14 protein-coding genes are annotated in these 23,356 nt (G+C 41.9%); 5 read left to right on the forward strand and 9 right to left on the reverse strand.

Going from position 1 to position 23,356, the window contains the following annotated elements; genetic code table 11:
* The first annotated feature begins 1 nt into the window (after position 1).
* Positions 2–3,133, forward strand: coding sequence for a DUF5074 domain-containing protein (locus tag HCG69_RS09520; protein WP_221649849.1), 3,132 nt, complete (start codon positions 2–4; stop codon positions 3,131–3,133).
* A 154-nt stretch (positions 3,134–3,287) separates the two neighbouring features.
* Here HCG69_RS09520 and HCG69_RS09525 read toward each other — a convergent pair whose 3' ends face one another.
* From HCG69_RS09525 to HCG69_RS09560, 8 genes are all read right to left on the reverse strand, one after another.
* A complete protein-coding gene (locus HCG69_RS09525) occupies positions 3,288–4,016 on the reverse strand; it encodes a nitroreductase family protein (RefSeq protein WP_221649850.1) in 729 nt (242 codons plus the stop codon).
* A 362-nt stretch (positions 4,017–4,378) separates the two neighbouring features.
* Complete coding sequence (locus tag HCG69_RS09530) at positions 4,379–5,614, reverse strand: sodium ion-translocating decarboxylase subunit beta (RefSeq protein WP_221649851.1); 1,236 nt, start codon at positions 5,612–5,614, stop codon at positions 4,379–4,381.
* Positions 5,614–7,440 carry a biotin/lipoyl-containing protein gene (locus HCG69_RS09535; protein WP_221649852.1) on the reverse strand — a complete coding sequence of 609 codons (1,827 nt, stop codon included), beginning with the start codon at positions 7,438–7,440 and terminating at the stop codon, positions 5,614–5,616. Before HCG69_RS09535 ends, HCG69_RS09530 begins: the two co-directional genes overlap by 1 nt.
* Positions 7,441–7,553: 113 nt before the next feature.
* Positions 7,554–7,814, reverse strand: coding sequence for an OadG family protein (locus HCG69_RS09540; RefSeq protein WP_221649853.1), 261 nt, complete (start codon positions 7,812–7,814; stop codon positions 7,554–7,556).
* A gap of 372 nt (positions 7,815–8,186) precedes the next feature.
* A complete protein-coding gene (locus HCG69_RS09545; RefSeq protein WP_221649854.1) occupies positions 8,187–9,761 on the reverse strand; it encodes a peptide chain release factor 3 in 1,575 nt (524 codons plus the stop codon).
* Positions 9,762–9,769: 8 nt separating this feature from the next.
* Entirely contained in the window at positions 9,770–10,624 is an 855-nt protein-coding gene (gene rfbD / locus HCG69_RS09550; RefSeq protein WP_221649855.1) for a dTDP-4-dehydrorhamnose reductase, read from the reverse strand.
* A gap of 95 nt (positions 10,625–10,719) precedes the next feature.
* The gene (locus tag HCG69_RS09555; RefSeq protein WP_221649856.1) at positions 10,720–11,259 is read right to left on the reverse strand and encodes a DUF4924 family protein; all 540 of its coding nucleotides are present in this window, start codon (positions 11,257–11,259) and stop codon (positions 10,720–10,722) included.
* 25 nt (positions 11,260–11,284) lie between these two features.
* Positions 11,285–11,938: a LysE family translocator gene (locus tag HCG69_RS09560; RefSeq protein WP_221649857.1), complete on the reverse strand. Its 654-nt coding sequence runs from the start codon at positions 11,936–11,938 to the stop codon at positions 11,285–11,287.
* Between the two features lie 541 nt (positions 11,939–12,479).
* Here HCG69_RS09560 and purL point away from each other — a divergent pair.
* The 4 genes from purL to HCG69_RS09580 all read left to right on the forward strand — a co-directional run bounded on the left by purL (position 12,480) and on the right by HCG69_RS09580 (position 21,730).
* Positions 12,480–16,184: a phosphoribosylformylglycinamidine synthase gene (purL, locus tag HCG69_RS09565; protein WP_221649858.1), complete on the forward strand. Its 3,705-nt coding sequence runs from the start codon at positions 12,480–12,482 to the stop codon at positions 16,182–16,184.
* A 284-nt stretch (positions 16,185–16,468) separates the two neighbouring features.
* A complete protein-coding gene (locus HCG69_RS09570; RefSeq protein WP_221649859.1) occupies positions 16,469–20,473 on the forward strand; it encodes a two-component regulator propeller domain-containing protein in 4,005 nt (1,334 codons plus the stop codon).
* Positions 20,474–20,528: 55 nt separating this feature from the next.
* On the forward strand, positions 20,529–21,068 hold the full coding sequence (locus HCG69_RS09575; protein WP_221649860.1) for a chromate transporter: 540 nt from the start codon (positions 20,529–20,531) through the stop codon (positions 21,066–21,068).
* 113 nt (positions 21,069–21,181) lie between these two features.
* Complete coding sequence (locus HCG69_RS09580) at positions 21,182–21,730, forward strand: chromate transporter (RefSeq protein ID WP_025867013.1); 549 nt, start codon at positions 21,182–21,184, stop codon at positions 21,728–21,730.
* A 92-nt stretch (positions 21,731–21,822) separates the two neighbouring features.
* Here the strand turns inward: HCG69_RS09580 and HCG69_RS09585 are convergent, their stop codons facing one another.
* A complete protein-coding gene (locus HCG69_RS09585) occupies positions 21,823–23,328 on the reverse strand; it encodes a glycoside hydrolase family 10 protein (RefSeq protein WP_221649861.1) in 1,506 nt (501 codons plus the stop codon).
* Positions 23,329–23,356: the final 28 nt, after the last annotated feature.

Genomic DNA, 23,356 nt, shown 5'->3' on the forward strand with positions numbered 1-23,356 from the left:
TATGAGAAAACTATTATCGCTATTAGGATTAATGTGCTTTGTCTGCATTGGGTTGCAGGCACAACAAACTATGTTCGTGCAGGGAGTACCCCGGCAAGTTTCGACTCTCCCGAAAGCACTGAAAAGTACCGGTATCTCAATCGATGCTTCAAAAATCAAGTATTATGTAGGCGAAGGAAGCAAAACCTCCGTACTCGTGATACGATGGAACGACGGTAGAGGTGCCGAAAACCTTGTTTGGGGATACAAATGGGAAGATGCCGCAAAAGCTACCGGTGACGCTATGCTGAGAGCTATAGCCAAAGCCGACCCACGTTTCTATATGCTGGTTTACGGTGATACACAATACGGATCTGCCATAGGTGGATTTGGATTCGACCTGAATGGCAATAGAAACATTGGCTTGAAAAAAGGTGATGAAGAGAAAAAAACAGATGAAGAGGGGTTAGTACACACCTCAGCATATGACTTTGACGACTATACCGCCATAGATGCTACCGACCACTGGGCCTCAGGATGGTATAGTGGATATTGGAGCTACTATACAGCCGGTAATCTTACAGAAGAGCCGGATTATAGCAGTGTAGGAGCCTCCAGCCGTATATTGACCGATGGCTCTCTCGACTTATGGTCATTTTCTTCTTTCTCCGGTTCGGGTGAAGCAGCCGAAATAAACTATTACTTCTATGTTCCCACTCCGGAAACAGGTATCTATCTTCCGGATGAGATTACGCTTCCTATTTCAGACGGTGGTGTACTGCCTACTATTCTGGGCTGTAATGGTGAAACAGCCGGTACCATGCTGTGGACCATCCAGGATAAAGAGTCTCAAAAAGATAATACCCTTATCAAAACGATACGCAGTACTAAAGATGCTTTCAATGGTGCAGTCACTTTTGCCGGAAATAAAACCGGAGATGCCTATGTTTACTTTAGAACAAAGATAGGAAACAGTGCAAACTATTTTCAATCTAACACCTGCAAGATTACAGTAACAGCACCCGAAAAGCCTATCACAAAAATTGCATTCCAACAGGCAGAAATGGAGTCAGGAATCAAGCAAACGGTGGAAAACCCATTGACTCTTACTCCTTCCAATGCGACTTACACCGCTCTCACTTACACCAGCAGCAATAAAGAAGTGGCATCCGTCAGCACAGCCGGAAAAATCACGACTACTGCTACCGAAGGGGAGACAATCATCACTGCTACCAGTGTATACGATGAAAATGTAACAGCTTCATTTAAGCTGACCGTAAAATGCCAGAAAGCAGTAGAGAAGATTGAACTTGGTGGTGAAAACAAAGTGATTGAAATAGAATTCAAAGACATCTATTGCCCGGTTCCTGTTATCACCCCTGCCGATGCTGACTATACCGATGTTACTTACCAGATTGCAGATCCTGACATCGCCAGTTTCTATCAGGCTAATATCATTGCGAAAAAGGTAGGAGAAACTACCATGACTGTAACCGCCAAAGACGGAAAAGGAGCAAGCACTACCGTAAAACTAATTGTGAAAGAACGTGACCACTCTCCTTATGCCGGATATCAGGATGGTACATTTATCCTGAATGAAGCCTGGTTCGGACACGAAAACGGTGATATGAATTTCCTTACCGAAGATAAGGAACTGATGTATCGTGTATACGACCGGGAGAATCCGGGAGAAGCCTTTGGTGCCACTTCTTGCTACGGTATGATTTATGCTGATAAGTTCTTTGTTATCTCTAAACAACCCAAAGACGGAGGAGACAGTACCCCCGGTGGTGGCCGATTGGTAGTGATGAATGCCAAGACATTAAAGAAAATTGCCGGATTCGATGTTATCGGAGGCGGTGACGGACGTGCCATAGTAGGCGTAAACCCTGATAAAGTCTATATCAGTACTACTGCCGGTGTAGTTGTATTTGATGTTAAAAACCTCAAAGTAGGTGATATCATTGAAGGAACACAAGGTGCAAGCTTATACAACGGACAGACCGGAGATATGGTAAAAGCCGGCAAATATGTATTTGCCATCCAGCAAAGTAAAGGTACAAACATTATTGATACAGAAACCGACAAGCTGGTAAAATGCATTGAAAACAGCAAGATACAAGGCATTACACAAGGTGCCGACGGTAGTGTATGGCTGGGATCAACCAATACATTGGAACGTCTGAATCCGGAAACTCTGACAATAGAAGAAACCCTGCAATTACCGACAGGCGCAGAAATCAGCTGCTCATGGGGAGCATGGAGACCTACTCCATTCTGTGCAAGCCGCACGAAAAATATACTTTATTGGTCAGGAGGCAGTAGCGTCATGTATGGAGGAGCCGGATATTATCGTTACGAGATAGGTACGGATATCAGTACTATCAAGCCGTTCTTCAGTGTAGCCGAACTACCGGGAGCAACAGAAGGAAAACTTCAGACCTCTTATGGAACACCCCGCTATGACGACCGTACGGATGAATTAATCGTAATGACGACACAAAAAGGTTTCGGAACGGATTACGAACACAACTGGATTCATATTGTGAACGGTACAACCGGAGAGTTGAAAAAGACTATCAAACTGAAACAATACTATTGGTTCCAGGCCATGCCTATCTTCCCGGACAAATATGCACCGGAGGTAAATGGTGTAGAAAGTACATTATCATTTACCACAAGTAGCGCACCTACTGTTATTGATCTGACGGACAAAGTGACCGATAAGGACAACCTAACGTACAATATCAGTAAAACATTAAAAAGTGTGAGCAATGAAAGTATTGCTACTGCAACATTAGAAGGTAATACACTGACTGTAACTCCAAAAGCTATCGGTGAGACAACCATTACACTCGCAATTGAGTCCAATGGCGTAGTTGTAGAAAAGAATATTCATGTAGTAGTATCCGGTGGTACCGGCATTAACGATGTGGAAACCGGAAAAACAATTTACTGCAAAGACAACATGCTCAGCATTTACGGATACGAAGGATACAGATTTATCATGTACAACAGTAACGGACAGGCAATCGGTAGTTACGAAGTAAACAGCGATCGCTATAACGCTCCGACAGATGTTGCCCGTGGAATCTATCTGCTGAACGGACATACAGGCAAACAAACTGTCTCCGCAAAAATCATTGTTGAATAAAAGTTCCGGAATAAAGTAGAAAGGAGGTTTCGCTTCCTTATCTACCCAATAGAATAAAGAGAAGCTGCTTCATTTGTTAGCAGCTTCTCTTTTTGTTATCCTGTTGAATCCATTTTTTCTGAGGCTTCAGGCATCGGATGAAAAAGGTATATAACTACATTCTGTGATAGATTTCATTGAACGGTACTCTCCCCCGTTCTCCCCAGATTCCTTTATTTCCATTTCGTATTCCACAAGGAATTATCATGTTTATTCCGGCACCATGAGGTAGTTTCAGTAACTTCTTGATTCGTTTGCTATCAAAACCCTCCAAAGGACAAGTATCATATCCTTCATTTGCCATCGCAATCATAAATGTTTGCGCAGCAAGTGCACAGGATTTATGAACGACCACACGCATATCACTTTCAGAAACTTCCCGCATCATCGGGCGGAATAAGCTGATACTCTTAGCCAGTATTACCCTCAAAAAGCCTAAGATTCCAAAAAAACGGGCGTAAATGAAAGGCATTAGTTTCCCATAATATAATTCCCGGTCTTTGATACGTTTCTCCTGACGTTCTTTCGGACTATTTCGCATGATATTTCCTTTTTCAAATTCAAGAACGGACTTTGCACGCTTCTTATACAGATCCTGACGTGTAACGAAAACAACTATTTCTGAAGCCGTAGCAGTAGCTGACTGCCCAAGACAGGCTTTTGAAATCTCCGCCAACAATTCGGGGTTCGTTATTTGGTAGAACTCCCACAATTGCATATTCGAGCTATTGGGAGCTAAAGTTGCTAATTCCAGACAGTATTTCACCGTTTCCGGTTTTACTGGTTTTTCTTTATCAAACACTCGTACGGAACGACGGAAGTTCAAGACCTCTTCTAAATTCATTTTATACTCTATTTATTAAATTAGTTTCACTCAATTGTTACATAACAACTATTACTGACAGTATCAGATACATAATATCCCGTTTCATGTTGATAAGTAATCATTCTGAAACGATCACAAATAATGTACCAATTAGCTCATTATTTATCAAATATCCAACAACTGACCCACATTAATAACATAATTGCAAGCTAACTGTATTGCAGTCGGCCAGATTATTAACATAAATTCTATTACATTGAAACAGACATGAAAAGAGTAAAGCTCTCTGCTGATTTCAAAAATGCCTCCCTAAAGTCTTGTCTAAACTTTAGGGAGGCATTCTTAAACTAATTCATGAACCTCACACAGAGGTATGCCAATCAGGCAAGGAATGAAATCAATACTCCCGCAGCTACGGCTGAACCGATAACCCCGGAGATATTACTTGCCATGCAATACTGCAACACATGATTCTTTGAATCGTACTTCAAGGCAATTTCATTTGCTACGCGACTTGCCATAGGCACAGCACTCAATCCCGTGGCACCGATCAACGGGTTAATCTTTTTCTTAGAGAAGAGGTTGAATAGTTTCACGAGGAAGATACCTCCGGTAATACTCAGGGCAAAAGCAAGGAACCCGCCGACTACAATACCGATAGTAGTCCAGTTGAGGAAAGCCTCAGCAGTCATGGTAGCACCTACGGAAAGCCCCAGGAAAATAGTTGCAGCATTCATAATACTGTTGGAAGCGGCATCAAACAGACGGAAGGTATTGCTGCCTATTTCCTTCACAAGGTTACCAAACATCAACATACCAATCAACGGCACAGCACTCGGCACAAAGAGAGCAACAACAGTAGTCACCGCAATCGGGAAGATAATTTTCAATACACGCAGATTTTTGATTTCCGTCTTTGAAGGATATTTCTTCTCCTGTTCTTTCATATTGATACTCAGCTCTTTTTTAGTACAGAGCAAACGGACTACCATCGGAATAATCACCGGAACCAGTGCCATATAAGAGTAAGCGGCAATAGCAATCGGTCCCAGCAAATGAGGAGCCAGTTTAATAGTGGTAAAGATAGCCGTAGGACCATCAGCTCCTCCAATGATACCCAATGAAGCTGCTTCCTGGGGAGTAAAACCGATCAGGATAGCTACCAGCAACACGGTAAAGATACCCAACTGGGCAGCTGCCCCGAATATAGAAAGATGCAGATTACGCAACATTGGTCCGAAGTCAGTCAACGCACCCACTCCCATAAATATAATAGGTGGCAGGAATCCCGTCTTTATCAACATATAATAGATGAAGTTCATGAGTCCTAACTCATGGGCAATGTCATGCAAAGGCATTTCCCAAATGCTCTTCATCACACCATTCACCATCACCATACCGTTCTCATCGGCCTGAATAACCCCCATATCACCTCCTGGGAAGTTGGCAAGCAGCACGCCAAAAGCAATAGGTATCAATAGCAACGGTTCGTATTGTTTCTTGATACCCAAATAGAGCAGAACGAAAGCGATAGCATACATTATCAGAAACTGCGGTTCGGCAATGATATTGCTGAAAGCAGTCATATCGTATAAGTTTTCAAATATCTCGTTCATTATCCTATCTTCATTAATATGTCATCTTCAGAAACTGTATCTCCCGGATTACTGCAAATAGCCGTCACTGTACCACCAAACTCGGCACGAATGGCATTATACGTCTTCATAGCTTCCACATAGCAGAGTACATCTCCTTCTTTTACGGTATCCCCAACTTTCAATGCTGTCTCCTGTGCATTCTTTACAAGGAAGAATTTACCTTCCAACGGAGAAAGTACATCTTTACCCTCACCTACCGGGGCAGCAGCAGGAGCAGCAGGAAGTTCGGCATCACCATAAGCCACAGTAACGCGATAAGCCTGTCCGTCTACCTGCACAGTAAGTGTTTTGGGTTTCGCATCTTCCTGAGGCGATTTATCTCGTTCTGCACGGCGTTTGGCCACATCAGCAAGGAAATCTTCTTTCGCTTTGCCACTCTTATAAGCCTCGTACTGTGCAGGGTGCATGGCGTATTCAAAGAGTTCTTCGTCATCTTCACCTGTTTCCCATTTATTCTCTTTCATCAACTTGCGATACTTATCAAGGTCGTCCGGATAATTATCCTGCGGATCACCTTCAAAGAATTTACGACCTTCACGCTCGGCTTTCTCTATAATCTCGGGAGCCAATTTACCAGGCAAACGTCCTGCCTTACCAAGTATCATATCCCAAATGTCATCAGCAATCATACCCCAGCGCTCTTTGCCTTTCTCCATAGCTATCACATTCATCATAGCTAAATTCTTAACATATTGGCTGAACGGGGTCACTAAAGGAGGATAACCGACACGCGGCCATACATAAGCCACTTCGTTGAAGAGCTTAATCAGTAACTGATCCTGCGTCATGAAAGGCAGATTGTGTTTAGCTTTATATTTATTGATGGATTCCAGATTGGTTTCGAGATCGGCCATAAGGCTCCCCATCATACCACCCGGAAGCCCCGGAGCAATAAGCAGGGAATTCATCAGACGATTCTTCGGACTGATGTAAAGTCCAAGAAAATCATCCATAAATTCCTGAATCATGCCACGTACTTTCATGTACGCCTCCATATTTATTTCAGGTACCTTGAAACCGGCATCCTTCAGCATAGCCTGCACACTAAGCAAATCGGCATGACCGGTACCCCAGGAGAGTGGTTCCATACCCACATCAATATAATCGCAACCCGCCTCGCAAACTTCAAGAATGCTTGCCATATTAAAACCAGGTCCTGCATGACTATGATACTGCACAGGAATATCAGGATGTGCAGCTTTTATATTGGCTACAATCTTTCCCAGGGAAACAGGGCGTCCGATACCTGCCATATCTTTGATACAGATCTCATCTGCCCCCAGTTTTATCAGTTCCAAAGCCATATTAGTATAGTACTCTACAGTATGGAGGGGCGAATGAGTTATACAAAGTGAACATTGCGAAATCATCCCCGCATCATGGGCATAGGTGATTGAAGGAGCAATATTACGAACATCATTCAATCCGCAGAAAGTACGGGTGATATCTGTTCCCTGAGCTTTCTTTACTTTATAGAAGAGTTTGCGCACATCGGCAGGAACAGGGCTCATACGGAGTCCGTTCAAGGCACGATCAAGCATATGGGTTTGAATACCGGCTTCATGGAAAGGTTTAGTCCATTCGCGGACAGCACGGTTGGGGTTCTCACCAAACAACAGATTCACTTGCTCAAAACCGCCACCATTGGTTTCAACACGGGCAAAACATCCCATTTCAATAATAGCAGGAGCTACTTTAACAAGCTGGTCTACACGAGGTACATATTTTCCGGCACTCTGCCACATATCTCTGAAAACCAGACTAAACTTGATTTCTCTTTTCATATTCTTTTAGTTGTGTCTTGATAATTTGTCAATTAAATAACGTGCCGGTATATTACAACCCTCATAAGCGCAGCCAATCGGTACATTGGCAAATTGGCACATTAATCTATTATTTATAATTTCTCTACCTTTGTCACTTTACCCTTCCCCTGAGTTACTACATTAACAGCCGCAGTAATTGCAGCCAGGATATTCCCAGGAACAGGTGCAGGACCTTGCGAAGAAGTCTGTTTGACAGGCACTACCTCTTCGGGAGCATATTTATTGACGAGTGAGATCAGTAATTTACCAAGATAAATAACGATAAGTAAAATGACGAACACGGTAGCCATACCAACTACCATCAGCAGAAACGCTGTCTCTAAGTTTTCCATATAATAAGTTATTAGTTGTTTGATCGGTCTTCAAAAAATCGCTCGAAATTACCAATAAAAGAAGAAAAAATAAAGGCAGGAAAGAATAAAAAAAGCTAAATCGGAAGATCAGAGGAGGAAAAACAAAGAATAATAAGGCTTGCAATAGTGGACTATGACAGTTTACGGTTCTGCTCACCACAGAGTGACACAGAGTTTCACGGAGTTTTATTATCCGGATAAAACGCAGATTAACGCGAATTAGCACAGATTAAAGTGCTGATGTTCTTTCTTTTGCACCTGTGTTTTTGCGTTAATCTGCGTTAATCCGCGTTTCAACTAGAAAAATAGTACTCTGTGAAACTCTATGTCACTCTGTGGTGAACTCTGAACTCAGAACTCGCTCGTAAAGTGGAACTTTATCTTCTTAAAGTCCATCTGTGCCATTTGCAATACATAGTTGGAGTCTGCCAGAAATACGTCCCTACCCTCACGGTCTTTTGCCATGAACTGATATTTACGTTTCTTGAATGCTTCCAGCTCTTCAGCATCATCACTTTCAATCCAGCACGCTTTGTAGAGGCTTATCGGTTCCCAACGACAAGAAGCATTATATTCATTCAGCAAACGATACTGGATCACCTCAAACTGAAGTTGACCTACCGTACCAATAATCTTCCGACCATTAAACTGGTTGACAAACAACTGTGCCACACCTTCGTCCATCAACTGATCAACTCCTTTAGCAAGCTGTTTCTGCTTCATAGGATCAGCATTCTCAATATACTTGAACATTTCGGGCGAGAAACTCGGCAAACCACGGAAATGCAATAACTCACCTTCTGTCAGCGTATCACCGATTTTAAAGGTACCATTATCCGGCAAACCAATGATGTCACCTGCATATGCCTCATCAATCGTAGTCTTGCGCTGGGCCATAAACTGTGTAGGCGACGAAAAACGCATCGTTTTTCCATGACGCACATGCAGATAAGGAGCATTACGCGTGAACTTACCCGAACAGATTTTACAGAAAGCAATACACGAACGATGGTTCGGGTCAATATTAGCAGTAATTTTAAAGACAAATCCGGTAAATTTCGGTTCATCCGGTTCCACCTCACGTTCTTCTGCCTGGACAGGACGAGGACTGGGAGCTATCTCTACAAAGCAGTTGAGTAGTTCCTGCACACCAAAGTTATTCAATGCCGAACCAAAGAATACAGGTGCACAATCTCCTGCCAGATAAGTCTCATTGTCAAATTCAGGATAAACACCTTCAATCAGTTCCAAATCACCACGCAACTTGTCTGCCAGTGTAGCACCAATCTGGTTGTCCAGTTCTTCACTATTGATATCCACTGCAATTTTCTCTGTCACCACCTGCTTAGAGGGCTGATAGAGATCTAACTTATTCTCATATATATTATATACACCTTTGAAACGGGCCCCCTGTTCAATAGGCCATGACAACGGGCGAACCTGAATCATCAGTTCTTCTTCCAGTTCGTCCAGCAGGTCAAACGGATCTTTACCCTCGCGGTCCATCTTATTAACAAAGATGATAACAGGTGTCTTACGCATACGACACACCTCCATCAACTTACGGGTTTGTGTTTCCACCCCCTTCGCACCGTCTACTACAATGATAACGCTATCCACAGCGGTCAGTGTACGATATGTATCTTCGGCAAAGTCCTGATGGCCCGGAGTATCGAGAATGTTAATTTTATAATCGCGGTAATCGAACTCCATCACGGAGGTAGTTACTGAAATACCACGCTGTTTTTCAATCTCCATCCAGTCCGATGTAGCCGTTTTTTTTATTTTATTACTCTTTACGGCACCTGCCACCTGTATCTGTCCACCAAAAAGCAATAACTTTTCAGTCAATGAAGTTTTACCGGCATCCGGATGTGCAATAATGGCGAATGTACGCCTTCTCTGTATTTCTGAATTATCTGCCATACAATAAATTAATCATTCAATAATGCCATGCAACGCGCAAGGCTCTCTTCCCAATGAGGGATTTCAATATCAAAAGTGGTTTTAATCTTCGTTTTGTCAAGCACCGAATAGTGTGGGCGGGCCGCCTTCGTAGGATAGTCTGCCGTATGCAATGGATGTACCTTGCAAGTAGTGATACCTGCCAGACGATGAATTGTTTTTGTAAAATCATACCAGGAGCACACTCCTTCGTCACTAAAATGATAAACACCACGCACTATACCTTTATTAATAACAGCATAAATGGCCCGTGCCAGATCATTGGCATAGGTAGGTGTTCCCACTTGGTCAAAAATCACCCCCAATGCTTCACGCTCGCGTCCCAGACGTATCATTGTCTTCACAAAGTTATTACCATAAATGGAGTAGAGCCATGCCGTACGGATAATGACAGCCTTTTCACAACCTTCCATCACCGCCTGCTCACCTGCCAGTTTGGTAGAGCCATATACAGAAGCCGGACAAGTTGGTTCTTCTTCTGTATAAGGAATATGAGCTGTTCCGTCAAAAACGTAATCAGTAGACACCTGTATGATAGCCGCACCCCGGTGCTGGGCAGCACGGGCAAGATATCCTGGTGCGATATGGTTCAGCCTATCACATAGCTCACGATTGTCTTCCGCATTATCCACCGCAGTATAAGCAGCACAATTCACAATCAATTCGATTTCATTCTCTGCAACAAAAGCTTCAACTGCTTCTTCATTACAGATATCGAGTTCCTGTACATCCGTAAAGAAATAAGTGTGTTGTGCATTTTCTGCAGAAAGTACCTTCATCTCGTTACCTAACTGTCCGTTAGCTCCGGTTATCAGTATATTCATAATCAATAATTTTTCAATGTGCTAATACGCCAATTATCATACAGCGCATCGTTATAGCGCAACCAATTGGAACATTATTTATATTGGCGCATTATTTATTCTAATTCCAATTCTCCTTTTTTCTCTTTATCATAGTAGTTTGCCAACATCGAGAGGAAACTACTGATAGACTCTATCGCCTTTGTAGTACCTTCACTCACCTCTTTTTTCTGCAAACGTAATAACATTACACCATACAATGCCTCAAAACAAGTTTCCAATTCAGGTTCTTCCTTTTTACCGCTCTTACTACGCAATTCTACTATAAAAGGCAATGCTTTGAAGTAAGCAGCATTATAAAACGGAAATTTCGGAGAAGCAAGCAGTGCGTTATGTAAATCCGTCAGGTTAATGATAACATTCTTATTAATTTGCAAGTGGCCTTTCTCGCGGACATTTTCCTCGCGCATCATGGTAATGAGATTACCATACCACTCACGCAATGCCGGACGGTCTTCTTCCGGATAACGGGCAATGATGTTTTGTTCTACCTGATCGAGATCACACCCATTGGCACGAATCAGATCCTCTACTTGCCACATATATATAAGGTATTCGGCAATATTCTTCTCTTTTAGTTGTTGTGCTATTTTCATCTCTTCAATGTCTTCCTTCTTAATTTCAATAAATTGACTCTCCAAGCAGGGTATAGATCAATCCCACTATGGATACCAGCATAACAATACTACCTATGACACGGTTCAGAATCCAAATACCGCGCAGGTTGAACTTTTTACGCACTTTATTGACGAAAAAAGTAATTCCAAACCACCAGGCTAATGCACCGACAGCGATAGCCAGATATCCGGTGATTGTTTCAAAGAGTAATACGCCCGGCTGCAGAAAAGCAAAACGGGCAAAAAGACCAATAAACAGGAATATAATGAGCGGATTAGAAAGTGTGACGGCAAAAGCCGTGACAAAATTATGAAAATAAGAACCTTTGTTGGTAGATGCCGGACGAATGGATTTTACCGGATTACTACGAAATGTATAAATACCAAAAAGAAGCAGCATAAGGCTTCCTAATAATTGCAGATAGAAAATATTTTTATCAATATAGTCGAAGATAAAACTCATTCCATAGCCTGTCAGCAGGGCATATGCAATATCGCTCAAAGAGGCTCCCAATCCGGTCACGAATCCATACCAACGCCCTTTATTTAAAGTGCGCTGAATGCAAAGGACTCCGACCGGCCCCAACGGAGCGGAGACAATAACGCCGATAGCAAAGCCCTTTATCAATATATCGAGAATTGTTTCTATCTGATTCATGTCGCAAATATCGCACTTTTTTATGAGACGGACATAGGTTATTAACGTTTTTTCGACTGAGTTTGTGCGAGAAAAGTTGTTACGGGCAACAGATTTATAGCTAAACCACCTAAAGAAACAAAAATACCATGAGCTGTACGGAACACAATCCGATAACACAAAACCCCTCTACAGTCACATTTGAGCTAAACGAATCCGTCCGGAAATGACCTGAACCGGGAAACACTTTTTTACGGCATTTACAACATCACCGTGAGAGGTCCATGAATAAGAGTCACTTTTAGCGTGCAATAATGCTGCTATAAACCTACTACTAAAGAAAGAAAAATGCCGGTTACATTTCATACGGTTACCGGTTACATCCGATCCAATTCCCGGTTACGCTCTATCCACTTCCCGGTTGTATGAAAAAACAGCTCATAACTTCGGGATACCGATGAATTTGTTTATCTTTGCACCGTAAAGAAAACGAGACTTATCTTCATATCCCGAAGAAGTTTCAATCGTTAAATCGTAAATCGTTAAATCGTAAATATAAAACATGATTCTTTTTTTCAGAACCCCTTCCAAGAGTGTGATTGCCGTAGAGAGCAACCAACCGCTCACCCCGGACGATAGTAAGAAACTCTGCTGGCTATTTGGAGAAGCCAAAGCGGAAAGTGAAGAAAACCTGAAAGGTTGTTTCGTAGGACCACGCCGCGAAATGATCACCCCCTGGAGTACAAATGCTGTAGAAATCACCCAGAACATGGGACTTGAAGGTATCAGCCGTATCGAAGAGTACTTCCCTGTGAAAGATGAAAACGCAGATCGTGACCCAATGCTGCAACGCATGTACAAGGGACTGGATCAGGATGTGTTTATTACCAACCGCCAGCCGGAACCAATTATTCACATTGAGGACCTGGAAACGTTCAACGAAAAAGAAGGCCTTGCCCTCTCCAAAGAAGAAATGGACTACCTGAAAAAGGTAGAAAATGATCTGGGACGTAAACTCACCGACTCAGAAGTTTTTGGTTTCGCACAGATCAACTCAGAACATTGCCGTCATAAAATATTCGGTGGAACATTCATCATTGACGGTATAGAGCAGGAATCATCGCTCTTCCAGATGATCAAGAAAACCACACAGGAAAATCCCAACAAAATTATTTCAGCCTACAAAGACAACGTAGCATTCGCAGAAGGACCGGTAGTAGAACAGTTTGCTCCGGCAGACCACTCCAAACCTGACTTCTTCCAAATAAAAGACATTAAAAGTGTGATCTCACTGAAAGCAGAAACACACAATTTCCCTACTACAGTAGAACCGTTCAATGGTGCATCTACCGGTACGGGTGGTGAAATACGCGACCGTATGGGTGGTGGTAAAGGTTCATTGCCGATTGCCGGAACAGCTGTTTACATGACTTCTTATCCCCGTACGGATGAAGAACGTAGCTGGGAAGATATACTGCCCGTACGCCAATGGCTGTATCAGACTCCGGAGCAGATTCTGATCAAAGCCTCCAATGGTGCAAGTGACTTTGGTAATAAGTTCGGCCAACCGCTGATTTGTGGTTCAGTACTGACTTTCGAGCATAAAGAGAACAACGAGGTATATGGCTATGACAAAGTAATCATGCTTGCCGGTGGTGTGGGTTATGGCACGCAACGCGACTGCCTGAAAGGAAAACCCGAAGCCGGTAATAAAGTAGTTGTCATCGGTGGTGACAACTACCGTATCGGACTCGGTGGCGGTTCCGTATCATCTGTTGATACAGGCCGTTATAGTAGCGGTATCGAGCTGAATGCCGTACAACGTGCCAATGCCGAAATGCAGAAACGTGCCAATAATGTAGTACGTGCCCTCTGTGAAGAAGATGAAAATCCGGTGGTTTCTATCCATGACCACGGTTCGGCCGGTCACGTCAATTGCCTCTCGGAACTTGTTGAGGAATGTGGCGGACTAATAGACATGAGTAAATTGCCAATTGGCGACAAAACCCTGTCAGCAAAAGAAATCATAGCCAATGAATCACAAGAGCGTATGGGGCTTCTCATCAAAGAAGAAGCCATAGAACATGTGCGCAAGATTGCCGAACGTGAACGTGCTCCGATGTATGTGGTAGGTGAAACAACCGGTGACCACCGTTTTGCTTTCCAACAGGCCGACGGCGTACGCCCGTTCGATCTGGCTGTAGAACAGATGTTCGGTTCGTCACCCAAAACATACATGATAGATAAGACTGTAGAGCGTCATTATGAAATGCCGCAATACGAACTCTCCAAACTACACGAATACCTCACAAACGTATTGCAACTGGAAGCAGTGGCTTGCAAAGACTGGTTGACGAACAAAGTGGACCGTTCGGTAACAGGTAAAGTAGCTCGCCAGCAATGCCAGGGAGAAATTCAGTTGCCATTGAGCGACTGCGGTGTCGTAGCACTGGACTACCGTGGCGAGAAAGGTATCGCTACCTCTATCGGACATGCCCCTCAGGCTGCACTCGCCGATCCAGCGGCAGGTTCTATCCTATCCGTCAGCGAAGCATTGACCAATCTGGTATGGGCACCTATGGCAGAAGGTATGGACAGTATCTCTCTGTCAGCCAACTGGATGTGGCCGTGTCGTTCTCAGGAAGGCGAAGATGCCCGTTTGTACACAGCCGTAAAAGCATTGAGCGATTTCTGCTGTGCGCTGCAAATCAATGTTCCTACCGGAAAAGATTCTCTGTCTATGACACAAAAATACCCCAATGGCGAGAAAGTAATTTCTCCGGGCACAGTGATTGTTTCTGCCGGTGGTGAAGTGTCTGACGTAAAGAAGGTGGTTTCTCCGGTACTGGTAAACAATGAAAAAACAACACTTTATCATATTGACTTCAGCTTTGACACACTAAAACTGGGCGGATCGGCCTTTGCACAGTCGCTTGGCAAAGTAGGTGACGAAGTGCCTTGCGTACAAGATGCCGAATACTTCCGCGATGCATTCATGGCTGTACAGGAACTTGTGAACAAAGGTCTAATCCTTGCAGGACATGATATCTCTGCCGGTGGTCTTATCACTACCTTGCTCGAAATGTGCTTTGCCAACGTAGAAGGTGGTCTTGAGATTAACCTCGACAAGATAAAAGAAACTGATATAGTAAAAATTCTTTTTGCAGAAAATCCGGGTATTGTTATCCAGATTGCCGATAAGCACAAAGATGAAGTGAAAAAGATCCTCGAAGATGCAGGTGTAGGCTATATCAAATTAGGTAAACCAACTGACGAACGCCATATCCTGATATCTAAAGAAGAGGTTACTTATCAATTCGGTATCGACTATATGCGCGACGTATGGTATGCTTCTTCTTACCTGCTGGATCGGAAGCAATCTATGAACGGTTGTGCTAAGAAACGTTTTGAGAATTACAAGATGCAACCGCTGGAATTCGCATTCATGCCGGGATTCAAAGGAAAATTGTCACAATATGGCATTACTCCGGACCGTCGTACACCAAGCGGTATTCGTGCTGCTATCATTCGTGAAAAAGGTACAAACGGTGAGCGTGAAATGGCTTATTCACTCTATCTGGCAGGCTTCGACGTGAAAGATGTTACAATGACCGACCTCATCAGCGGACGTGAAACGCTGGAAGATGTAAACATGATTGTTTACTGTGGCGGCTTCTCGAACTCGGATGTATTGGGCTCTGCCAAAGGCTGGGCAGGAGGCTTCCTGTTTAATCCGAAAGCCAAAGAGGCGCTCGACAAATTCTACGCTCGTAAAGACACCCTATCACTGGGTATCTGTAACGGCTGTCAGCTGATGATGGAATTGGGACTTATCAATCCGGAACACAAAAAGCAAGGCAAGATGCTTCACAACGATTCTCATAAGTTCGAATCTACTTTCATAGGTTTGACTATCCCAACCAACCGCAGTGTTATGTTCGGTTCACTAAGTGGTAGCAAACTGGGTATTTGGGTAGCTCACGGAGAAGGAAAATTCTCTCTGCCATATGAAGAAGACAAATATAACGTAGTTGCAAAATATTCTTATGATGAATATCCGGGTAACCCGAATGGTTCAGATTACTCAATAGCCGGACTGGCAAGCGAAGACGGACGCCACTTGGCAATGATGCCTCATTTGGAACGTTCTATCTTCCCCTGGCAGAATGCCTATTACCCGGCAGATCGTGTAAACAGCGACCAGATAACACCATGGATCGAAGCATTTGTCAATGCACGCAAATGGATAGAAAAGAATATGAAATAAACTTTTATATTACATTTATATATCAAAGGCTGTTATCTTACAAAAGTGACAGCCTTTTTGTTTTCTTAATAACGGGAAAAATCAGTATTGTTTCTTTCTAATATCAGAACAGAGGTATCGATATATTCACATTATGCAACGTTTGAATACATTAAACAAGCAGACAACGCAAAGCGAATCGCTATCTTACGGAAATATTTTGTTATATCAGAAATACTTCTTAATTTTGTATCTGAATCCCCCTCCAGAAAGCTAAGTTCTGTAACTCTAAATGTCTTACTAACATGAAAAAATGGCTTTTTCTCATATTATTGTTTCCATTTACTTGCATAGCACAGACCTACAAATACATTGGAGTAGAAGATGGTCTGAGCAATAGACGGGTGTACGCTATCCAAAAAGACCAAAAAGGATATATGTGGTTTCTTACACACGATGGGATAGACCGCTACAATGGTAAAGAATTTAAACACTATAAATTACAGGACGGAAAAGAAGAAACCGGTTCTTTGCTCAACCTGAACTGGCTATATCTTGATACGGATGGAACCCTTTGGGAAATTGGTAAAAAAGGACGTATTTTTCGTTACGACGCAATACACGATACCTTCATACTGGAATATAAACTTCCTGTTGTAGAGAACAAAGATCTCCCTGCACCGGTCAGTCATAGTTTTATTGACGATAATCACAACATATGGTTATGCTGTGACAAGACAATCTATTTGTATAATACAAAATCACAAGAAGTATCTCAGCTGAAAAACACCATAGAAGAGACCATCACAGATATTGCTCAAATAGACAAAACGCGCTTTTTTATCGCTACAGAAGAAGGAATACACTACGCTGAACTAAAAGACGAAACAATAACTCATATTCATTGTGATAAACTGGATAACATCGCCATTCAAATGAACAAGTTGTACTTTGCCCCCAAGGTGCGAAAACTATACATAGGAACTTTTCAACGTGGTGTTTTTGTATATGACATGAATACCAAACAAACGAGCCAACCCAAAGAAAGCCTCAGCGACATTAGTATAAATACCATTAAACCCTTAAATGACAAAGAGCTTCTCATTGCCACAGACGGTGCGGGGGTATTTAAAATGAATATGGATTCATATTACACGACTCCATACGTTGTTGCTGACTATAACAAAAATAATGCTATGAATGGGAATAGCATCAATGATATCTATGTAGATGACGAGGACCGCATATGGCTTGCAAATTATCCCATAGGTATAACCGTACGCAATAACCGTTATTCAAGCTACAACTGGATAAAACATTCTATCGGAAACAAACAGTCACTGGTCAACGATCAGGTGAATAGTATCATTGAAGATTCTGACGGTGATCTATGGTTTGCTACTAATAATGGTATCAGCCTCTACTATTCTAAAACCGGACAATGGCATTCTTTCCTGAGTTCTTTCGATACAGATCCTCAAAACAAAAACCATATATTTATCACTCTGTGCGAAGTGACTCCCGGGACAATCTGGGCCGGAGGATACAGTTCGGGAATCCACGAAATTAACAAAAGAAACTTGTCTGTAGAATACTTTTCCCCTTCTTCATTTGCCAATCTGAATATACGTTCGGACAAGTATATACGTACCATAATAAAAGACTCACAGGGAAGTATATGGTCGGGAGGATACTACAATCTTAAAAAGATTGATTTAAAAACAAAATCAATACAACCTTACCACGGCTTGAACTCCATTACGGCTATTGTAGAAAAAGACAGTACACAGATATGGATAGGAACAGCTACAGGGCTATTTCTGTTGGATAAGAAATCAGGAAGTTTTGAACGTATCAAGCTGCCAGTTGAATCAACTTATATTTATTCATTATTACAGGTGTCTAACGGGAGTTTATACATCGGAACCAGCGGTTCGGGACTATTAATATATGATTCTAAGACAAAGCTATTCACCCATTATTATACAGATAACTGCGCTCTCATATCAAATAATATATATACCATACTTTCTGACAATGAACAAGAAATCTTTATCAGTACAGAAAATGGATTAGTCAGCTTCAATCCACAAATGAAAACATTCCATAACTGGACAAAAGAGCAGGGTTTAATGACTATTCATTTCAATGCAGAATCGGGTATATTACGTAGCAACAACAAATTCATATTCGGAAGTTCGGACGGTGCAGTAGAGTTTCATAAAAAGATGAAAATACCGAGAATATATTCGTCAAAGATGGTTTTCAGCGATTTCAGTCTCTTTTACCAAACTCTGTATCCGGGAGATGAAAACTCCCCACTAAAGAAAGATATAGACGAGACCCATACACTAAAATTAGAGTATGATCAAAACATATTCTCTATCAAGGTATCGTCTATCAACTATGATTATCCGTCCAACATTCTCTATTCCTACAAGATGGAAGGATTTTATGACGAATGGAGCCGTCCCGGAAAAGAAAACATTATTCGTTTTACCAACCTTAGTCCGGGAGAATATATGTTGCGCGTACGAGCTGTTTCCAATGAAGATAAACGGATTGTACTGGAAGAACGCGAAATGAAAGTCATCATAGCACAGCCTATCTGGCTCTCGTTGTGGGCACTATTATTTTATACAATTCTCATAGGACTTATCAGTGCTATTATAATCCGTGTTATCATTTTAAGAAAACAAAGAAAAGTGTCAGATGAAAAGATTCACTTCTTTATCAATACAGCACACGACATCCGCACACCGCTCACTCTGATCAAAGCACCCTTGGAAGAGTTGCGTGAGAAAGAGCAACTCAGTAAAGATGGTATAGCAAATACAAATACGGCATTGCGTAACGTCAATGCTTTGCTACGCCTGACCACTAATCTGATTAACTTTGAACGGGCTGACGTCTATTCTTCGGAACTATATATATCAGAATACGAGCTTAACACTTATATGGAGGAAACATTCAATGCATTCCGCCCATATGCCACAGTGAAGCATATCAACTTCACGTACGAAAGTAATTTTCGCTATCTGAATGTGTGGTTCGATAAGGAAAAGATGGACTCAATATTGAAAAATATCATATCCAATGCTTTAAAATACACACCCGAGAGTGGTAGTGTACATGTATTCGTCAGTGAAAACGAGGATACATGGAGTGTAGAAGTAAAAGATACAGGTATAGGTATCCCCGCCAATGAACAGAAAAAACTATTTAAGATTCATTTCAGGGGAAGTAATGCCATCAATTCTAAAGTGACAGGTAGTGGTATCGGACTAATGCTTGTGTGGAAGCTCGTACATCTGCATAAAGGAAAAATACATCTGAATAGTATCGAGCATCAGGGTTCAATAATTAAAGTATCATTCCCTAAAGACAACAAACAATTCAAGAAAGCACATCTGACAGTGAAAAGCCGGGAAAAGAAAGAAGATGAACAGACTATCTATAGTTCACCGGAAATTTATGAAAATGCCAAAAGCGAGCATAATGAAAACCGCCAGCGCTTACTGATTGTTGAGGATAATGACGAGTTACGCAATTATCTAGGACATACCCTCTCAGAGACATACACCATACAAATGTGCAGTAATGGTAAAGAAGCTCTTACTATTGTGAAAGAGTATAAACCGGAACTGATTATCTCGGACATTATGATGCCCGAAATGCGTGGAGATGAATTGTGCACAGCTATAAAGAATAACATCGACACTTCGCATATTCCCATCATTCTGCTTACTGCACTGAATGATGAAAAGAATATTCTTGAGGGATTAAAGATTGGTGCTGATGAGTATGTAGTGAAACCATTCAATATAGGCATATTAAAAGCTACAATCACGAACCTGTTGACCAATCGCGCTCTATTACGTAATAAATATGCTAACCTGGAATTAAGTGATAATGAGGAAGAGGAAGAATGCATCAATTGTTCCAAAGATATAGACTGGAAATTTATTGCTACCGTGAAGAAAAGCGTAGAAGACAATATGGACAACCAGGCCTTTAATGTAGATGTACTTTGTACATTACTGAATATGAGTCGTACAAGCTTCTACAACAAAATAAAAGCACTAACAGACCAGGCTCCTGCAGATTACATCCGCGTGATTCGATTGAAACGGGCCGCACAGCTATTAAAAACAGAAAAGTATACAATTACTGAAGTAGCAGAAATGACTGGTTTTAATGATGCTAAATACTTCCGTGAAGTGTTCAAGAGACATTTCAAAGTAAGTCCCAGTAAGTATATGAAGGGAGAAGATAACAAAAACAGCAAAGAAGAAGAGGAAGAAGATTAATGCGGCAGAATGACAGAATATACACATTCTGCTGCAATATTATACTTAAATTAAGATGAATATTTATTTTGAAGCATTCGGCATCTTTTTCAAAATAGGTGCTTTCACTATCGGTGGTGGCTATGCAATGGTTCCGCTTATAGAAAATGAAATCGTTACTAAACGAAAATGGATCACCCAGGATGATTTTATTAATCTGTTGGCTATTTCCCAATCAGCACCCGGCATCTTGGCTGTGAACATTTCTATATTTATAGGTTACAAACTAAAAGGAATTCCGGGAAGTATCATCACTGCACTGGGTACCATCCTACCTTCGTTTATCATCATTCTGGCTATTGCCCTGTTTTTCCACAACTTTCAGGACAATGTGATCGTAGAACGGATCTTCAAAGGAATCCGCCCGGCGGTAGTTGCCCTGATTGCCGCACCTACATTCAGCATGGCAAAGTCTGCACGTATCAGTCGTTATAACATATGGATTCCTGTGGTATCCGCATTACTTATCTGGTTGCTTGGTTTCTCTCCTATCTGGATTATTATCATAGCAGGAGTAGGTGGATTCCTGTGGGGGAAGCTTAAAAAGAGTGATTAGCGGGTTAGTGATTAGTGATTAGTGCCGTGCGGCATTACAGCGCAGCCCACTTATCACTAATTACTTATCACTTATCGCTTATCACTAATCACTTATCACTAATCACTTATTTCATGATTTACTTACAGCTTTTCTATACTTTCTTTAAAATCGGGCTTTTTGGCTTTGGAGGTGGATATGCAATGCTATCCATGATACAGGGAGAAGTAGTAACCCGCTATAATTGGGTTAGTTCACAAGAGTTTACTGACATTGTGGCTATCAGCCAGATGACCCCAGGACCTATCGGAATCAATGCAGCAACCTATGTCGGATTCACCTCAACAGGAAGTATATGGGGCTCGGTTATTGCAACTTTTGCTGTAGTATTGCCCTCATTCATTTTAATGTTAACCATCAGTAAATTCTTTCTGAAGTATCAGAAACATCCTGCCGTTGAATCGGTATTCAGCGGACTGCGTCCAGCTGTAGTAGGATTATTAGCCTCAGCAGCACTCGTACTGATGAATACGGAAAACTTCGGCTCACCCACGAAAGACACTTATACATTTGTAATCAGCGTTATCATCTTCCTGGTAGCTTTTATAGGAACCAAAAAATATAAGGCGAACCCTATATTAATGATTATAGCTTGCGGAATAGCAGGGTTGATACTTTATTGAATTGAGAAGGGAGAATGGAGAGGGGAGAAGTACTATGCAGCATGATAGCGCAGCTTACTTCTCCCCTCTCCATTCTCCCTTCTCAATTCTCTTTATAGTTTAACTTTCTTATCTACCGATTTGGATTCATTATGCAAGCGGTCAAGAGCCGTCACAACATAGCGGTATTTGTTTTTCCCATTCTCATAGGGCAATTTATAAAAGTTATTGCGAGTAATAGCTACAATGTGTGAAGGATCATCAATGTTCACCTTTTCTTTATTATCAAAACGATAAACGACATATTGTACAGCTTTATCCATCTCATCTTTATATTTAGGAGCTGTCCAAAAGAGCATATAGCCATCAGCCGTCCATACTTTCTTCACTTTACGAACTTTGCCAGGCGCTTCATTATCCATAAAGTCAAAAACAGGAACCAGAGCCGGATATTTATGATATTCTTGTGTTAACGCATCCCGGTACTTACCGGCATTCTCCACCACAGCACTGGCAGGCCACTGGCAACTCCCACCAATCGTTTGATAAGCACGCTGTAGAGCCATCTTGCGAGGAAGCTGGTTGACAGAAGGGTTATTCGGATCGGCATGCTGAACCGTATTCATCACAGACTGACCAATGAATAACGGACGATTCTCTGTATTCTTAGCCCACCACTTCACCAGTGTTTCATAATCGGCACGCGGGTGTCCGATCTCCCAATATATTTGTGGAATATTATAATCTATCCAACCCTGACGCGCCCAAAGAAGAACATCAGCATACAAATCATCATAATTCTGCAAACCATTTGTCTTACTACCCAACGGATCAGTCTTTTCATTCCGATAAATACCAAAAGGACTGATACCAAACTTCACCCATGGTTTTATTTCCCGGATAGTTTCATGAATCTTTTTTATCAGAACATTGACATTACTACGACGCCAGTCGGCTTTATTAGTAAATCCGCCACCATAACGGGCAAAACTGGCATCATCAGGAAAATCCTTCCCAGCAATAGGATAGGGATAGAAATAATCATCCATATGAATGGCATCTACATCGTAACGGGAAACAATATCAGTAATAACCATGCAGATATGCTTACGACTTTCGGGTAAAGCAGGATCAAAGTATAACTGGTTTCCATAGGTAACAAACCATTCCGGATGAATATTGTACACATGATTAGTAGCCAGATCACTATTCAGATTTGTTTTTGTACGGTAAGGATTAATCCAGGCATGAAACTCCATACCTCGTTTATGACATTCATCAATCATAAATTGCATAGGATCCCAATAAGGAGAGGGAGCTTGTCCCTGTACACCCGTCAGAAAACGGCTCCAGGGTTCCAGTTGTGAAGCATACAATGCATCTGCCTCAGGGCGTACCTGAAAGATTATAGCATTAATACCAGCTTTCTGCAAAGAGTTCAACTGCTCTATAAGCGTTTGCTTCAGCTTTTCGGCAGGCATCCCCTTGAATTGCCCATTAACGGTTTGCATCCATGCAGCACGAAATTCACGTTTCGGATAAGCAGTACCCGACGTCTGTGCTCCTACTCCCAAAGACAAGAGAAGGACAAACAAAATAGTAAAGGTTCTCAGATTCATATGTTTATTCTCAATCTATTATATAGGG

Source organism: Bacteroides sp. K03 (assembly GCF_019734355.1).
GTDB classification, from domain to species: domain Bacteria; phylum Bacteroidota; class Bacteroidia; order Bacteroidales; family Bacteroidaceae; genus Bacteroides; species Bacteroides nordii.

Coding starts and splice junctions, on each gene's coding strand:
- HCG69_RS09535 (WP_221649852.1), bottom strand. CDS start 7,440: ATGAAAAGAGAAATCAAGTTTAGTCTGGTTTTCAGAGATATGTGGCAG.
- HCG69_RS09570 (WP_221649859.1), top strand. CDS start 16,469: ATGAAAAAATGGCTTTTTCTCATATTATTGTTTCCATTTACTTGCATA.
- HCG69_RS09560 (WP_221649857.1), bottom strand. CDS start 11,938: ATGAATCAGATAGAAACAATTCTCGATATATTGATAAAGGGCTTTGCT.
- HCG69_RS09540 (WP_221649853.1), bottom strand. CDS start 7,814: ATGGAAAACTTAGAGACAGCGTTTCTGCTGATGGTAGTTGGTATGGCT.
- HCG69_RS09580 (WP_025867013.1), top strand. CDS start 21,182: ATGATTTACTTACAGCTTTTCTATACTTTCTTTAAAATCGGGCTTTTT.
- HCG69_RS09525 (WP_221649850.1), bottom strand. CDS start 4,016: ATGAATTTAGAAGAGGTCTTGAACTTCCGTCGTTCCGTACGAGTGTTT.
- HCG69_RS09545 (WP_221649854.1), bottom strand. CDS start 9,761: ATGGCAGATAATTCAGAAATACAGAGAAGGCGTACATTCGCCATTATT.
- HCG69_RS09530 (WP_221649851.1), bottom strand. CDS start 5,614: ATGAACGAGATATTTGAAAACTTATACGATATGACTGCTTTCAGCAAT.
- rfbD (WP_221649855.1), bottom strand. CDS start 10,624: ATGAATATACTGATAACCGGAGCTAACGGACAGTTAGGTAACGAGATG.
- HCG69_RS09585 (WP_221649861.1), bottom strand. CDS start 23,328: ATGAATCTGAGAACCTTTACTATTTTGTTTGTCCTTCTCTTGTCTTTG.
- HCG69_RS09575 (WP_221649860.1), top strand. CDS start 20,529: ATGAATATTTATTTTGAAGCATTCGGCATCTTTTTCAAAATAGGTGCT.
- HCG69_RS09520 (WP_221649849.1), top strand. CDS start 2: ATGAGAAAACTATTATCGCTATTAGGATTAATGTGCTTTGTCTGCATT.
- purL (WP_221649858.1), top strand. CDS start 12,480: ATGATTCTTTTTTTCAGAACCCCTTCCAAGAGTGTGATTGCCGTAGAG.
- HCG69_RS09555 (WP_221649856.1), bottom strand. CDS start 11,259: ATGAAAATAGCACAACAACTAAAAGAGAAGAATATTGCCGAATACCTT.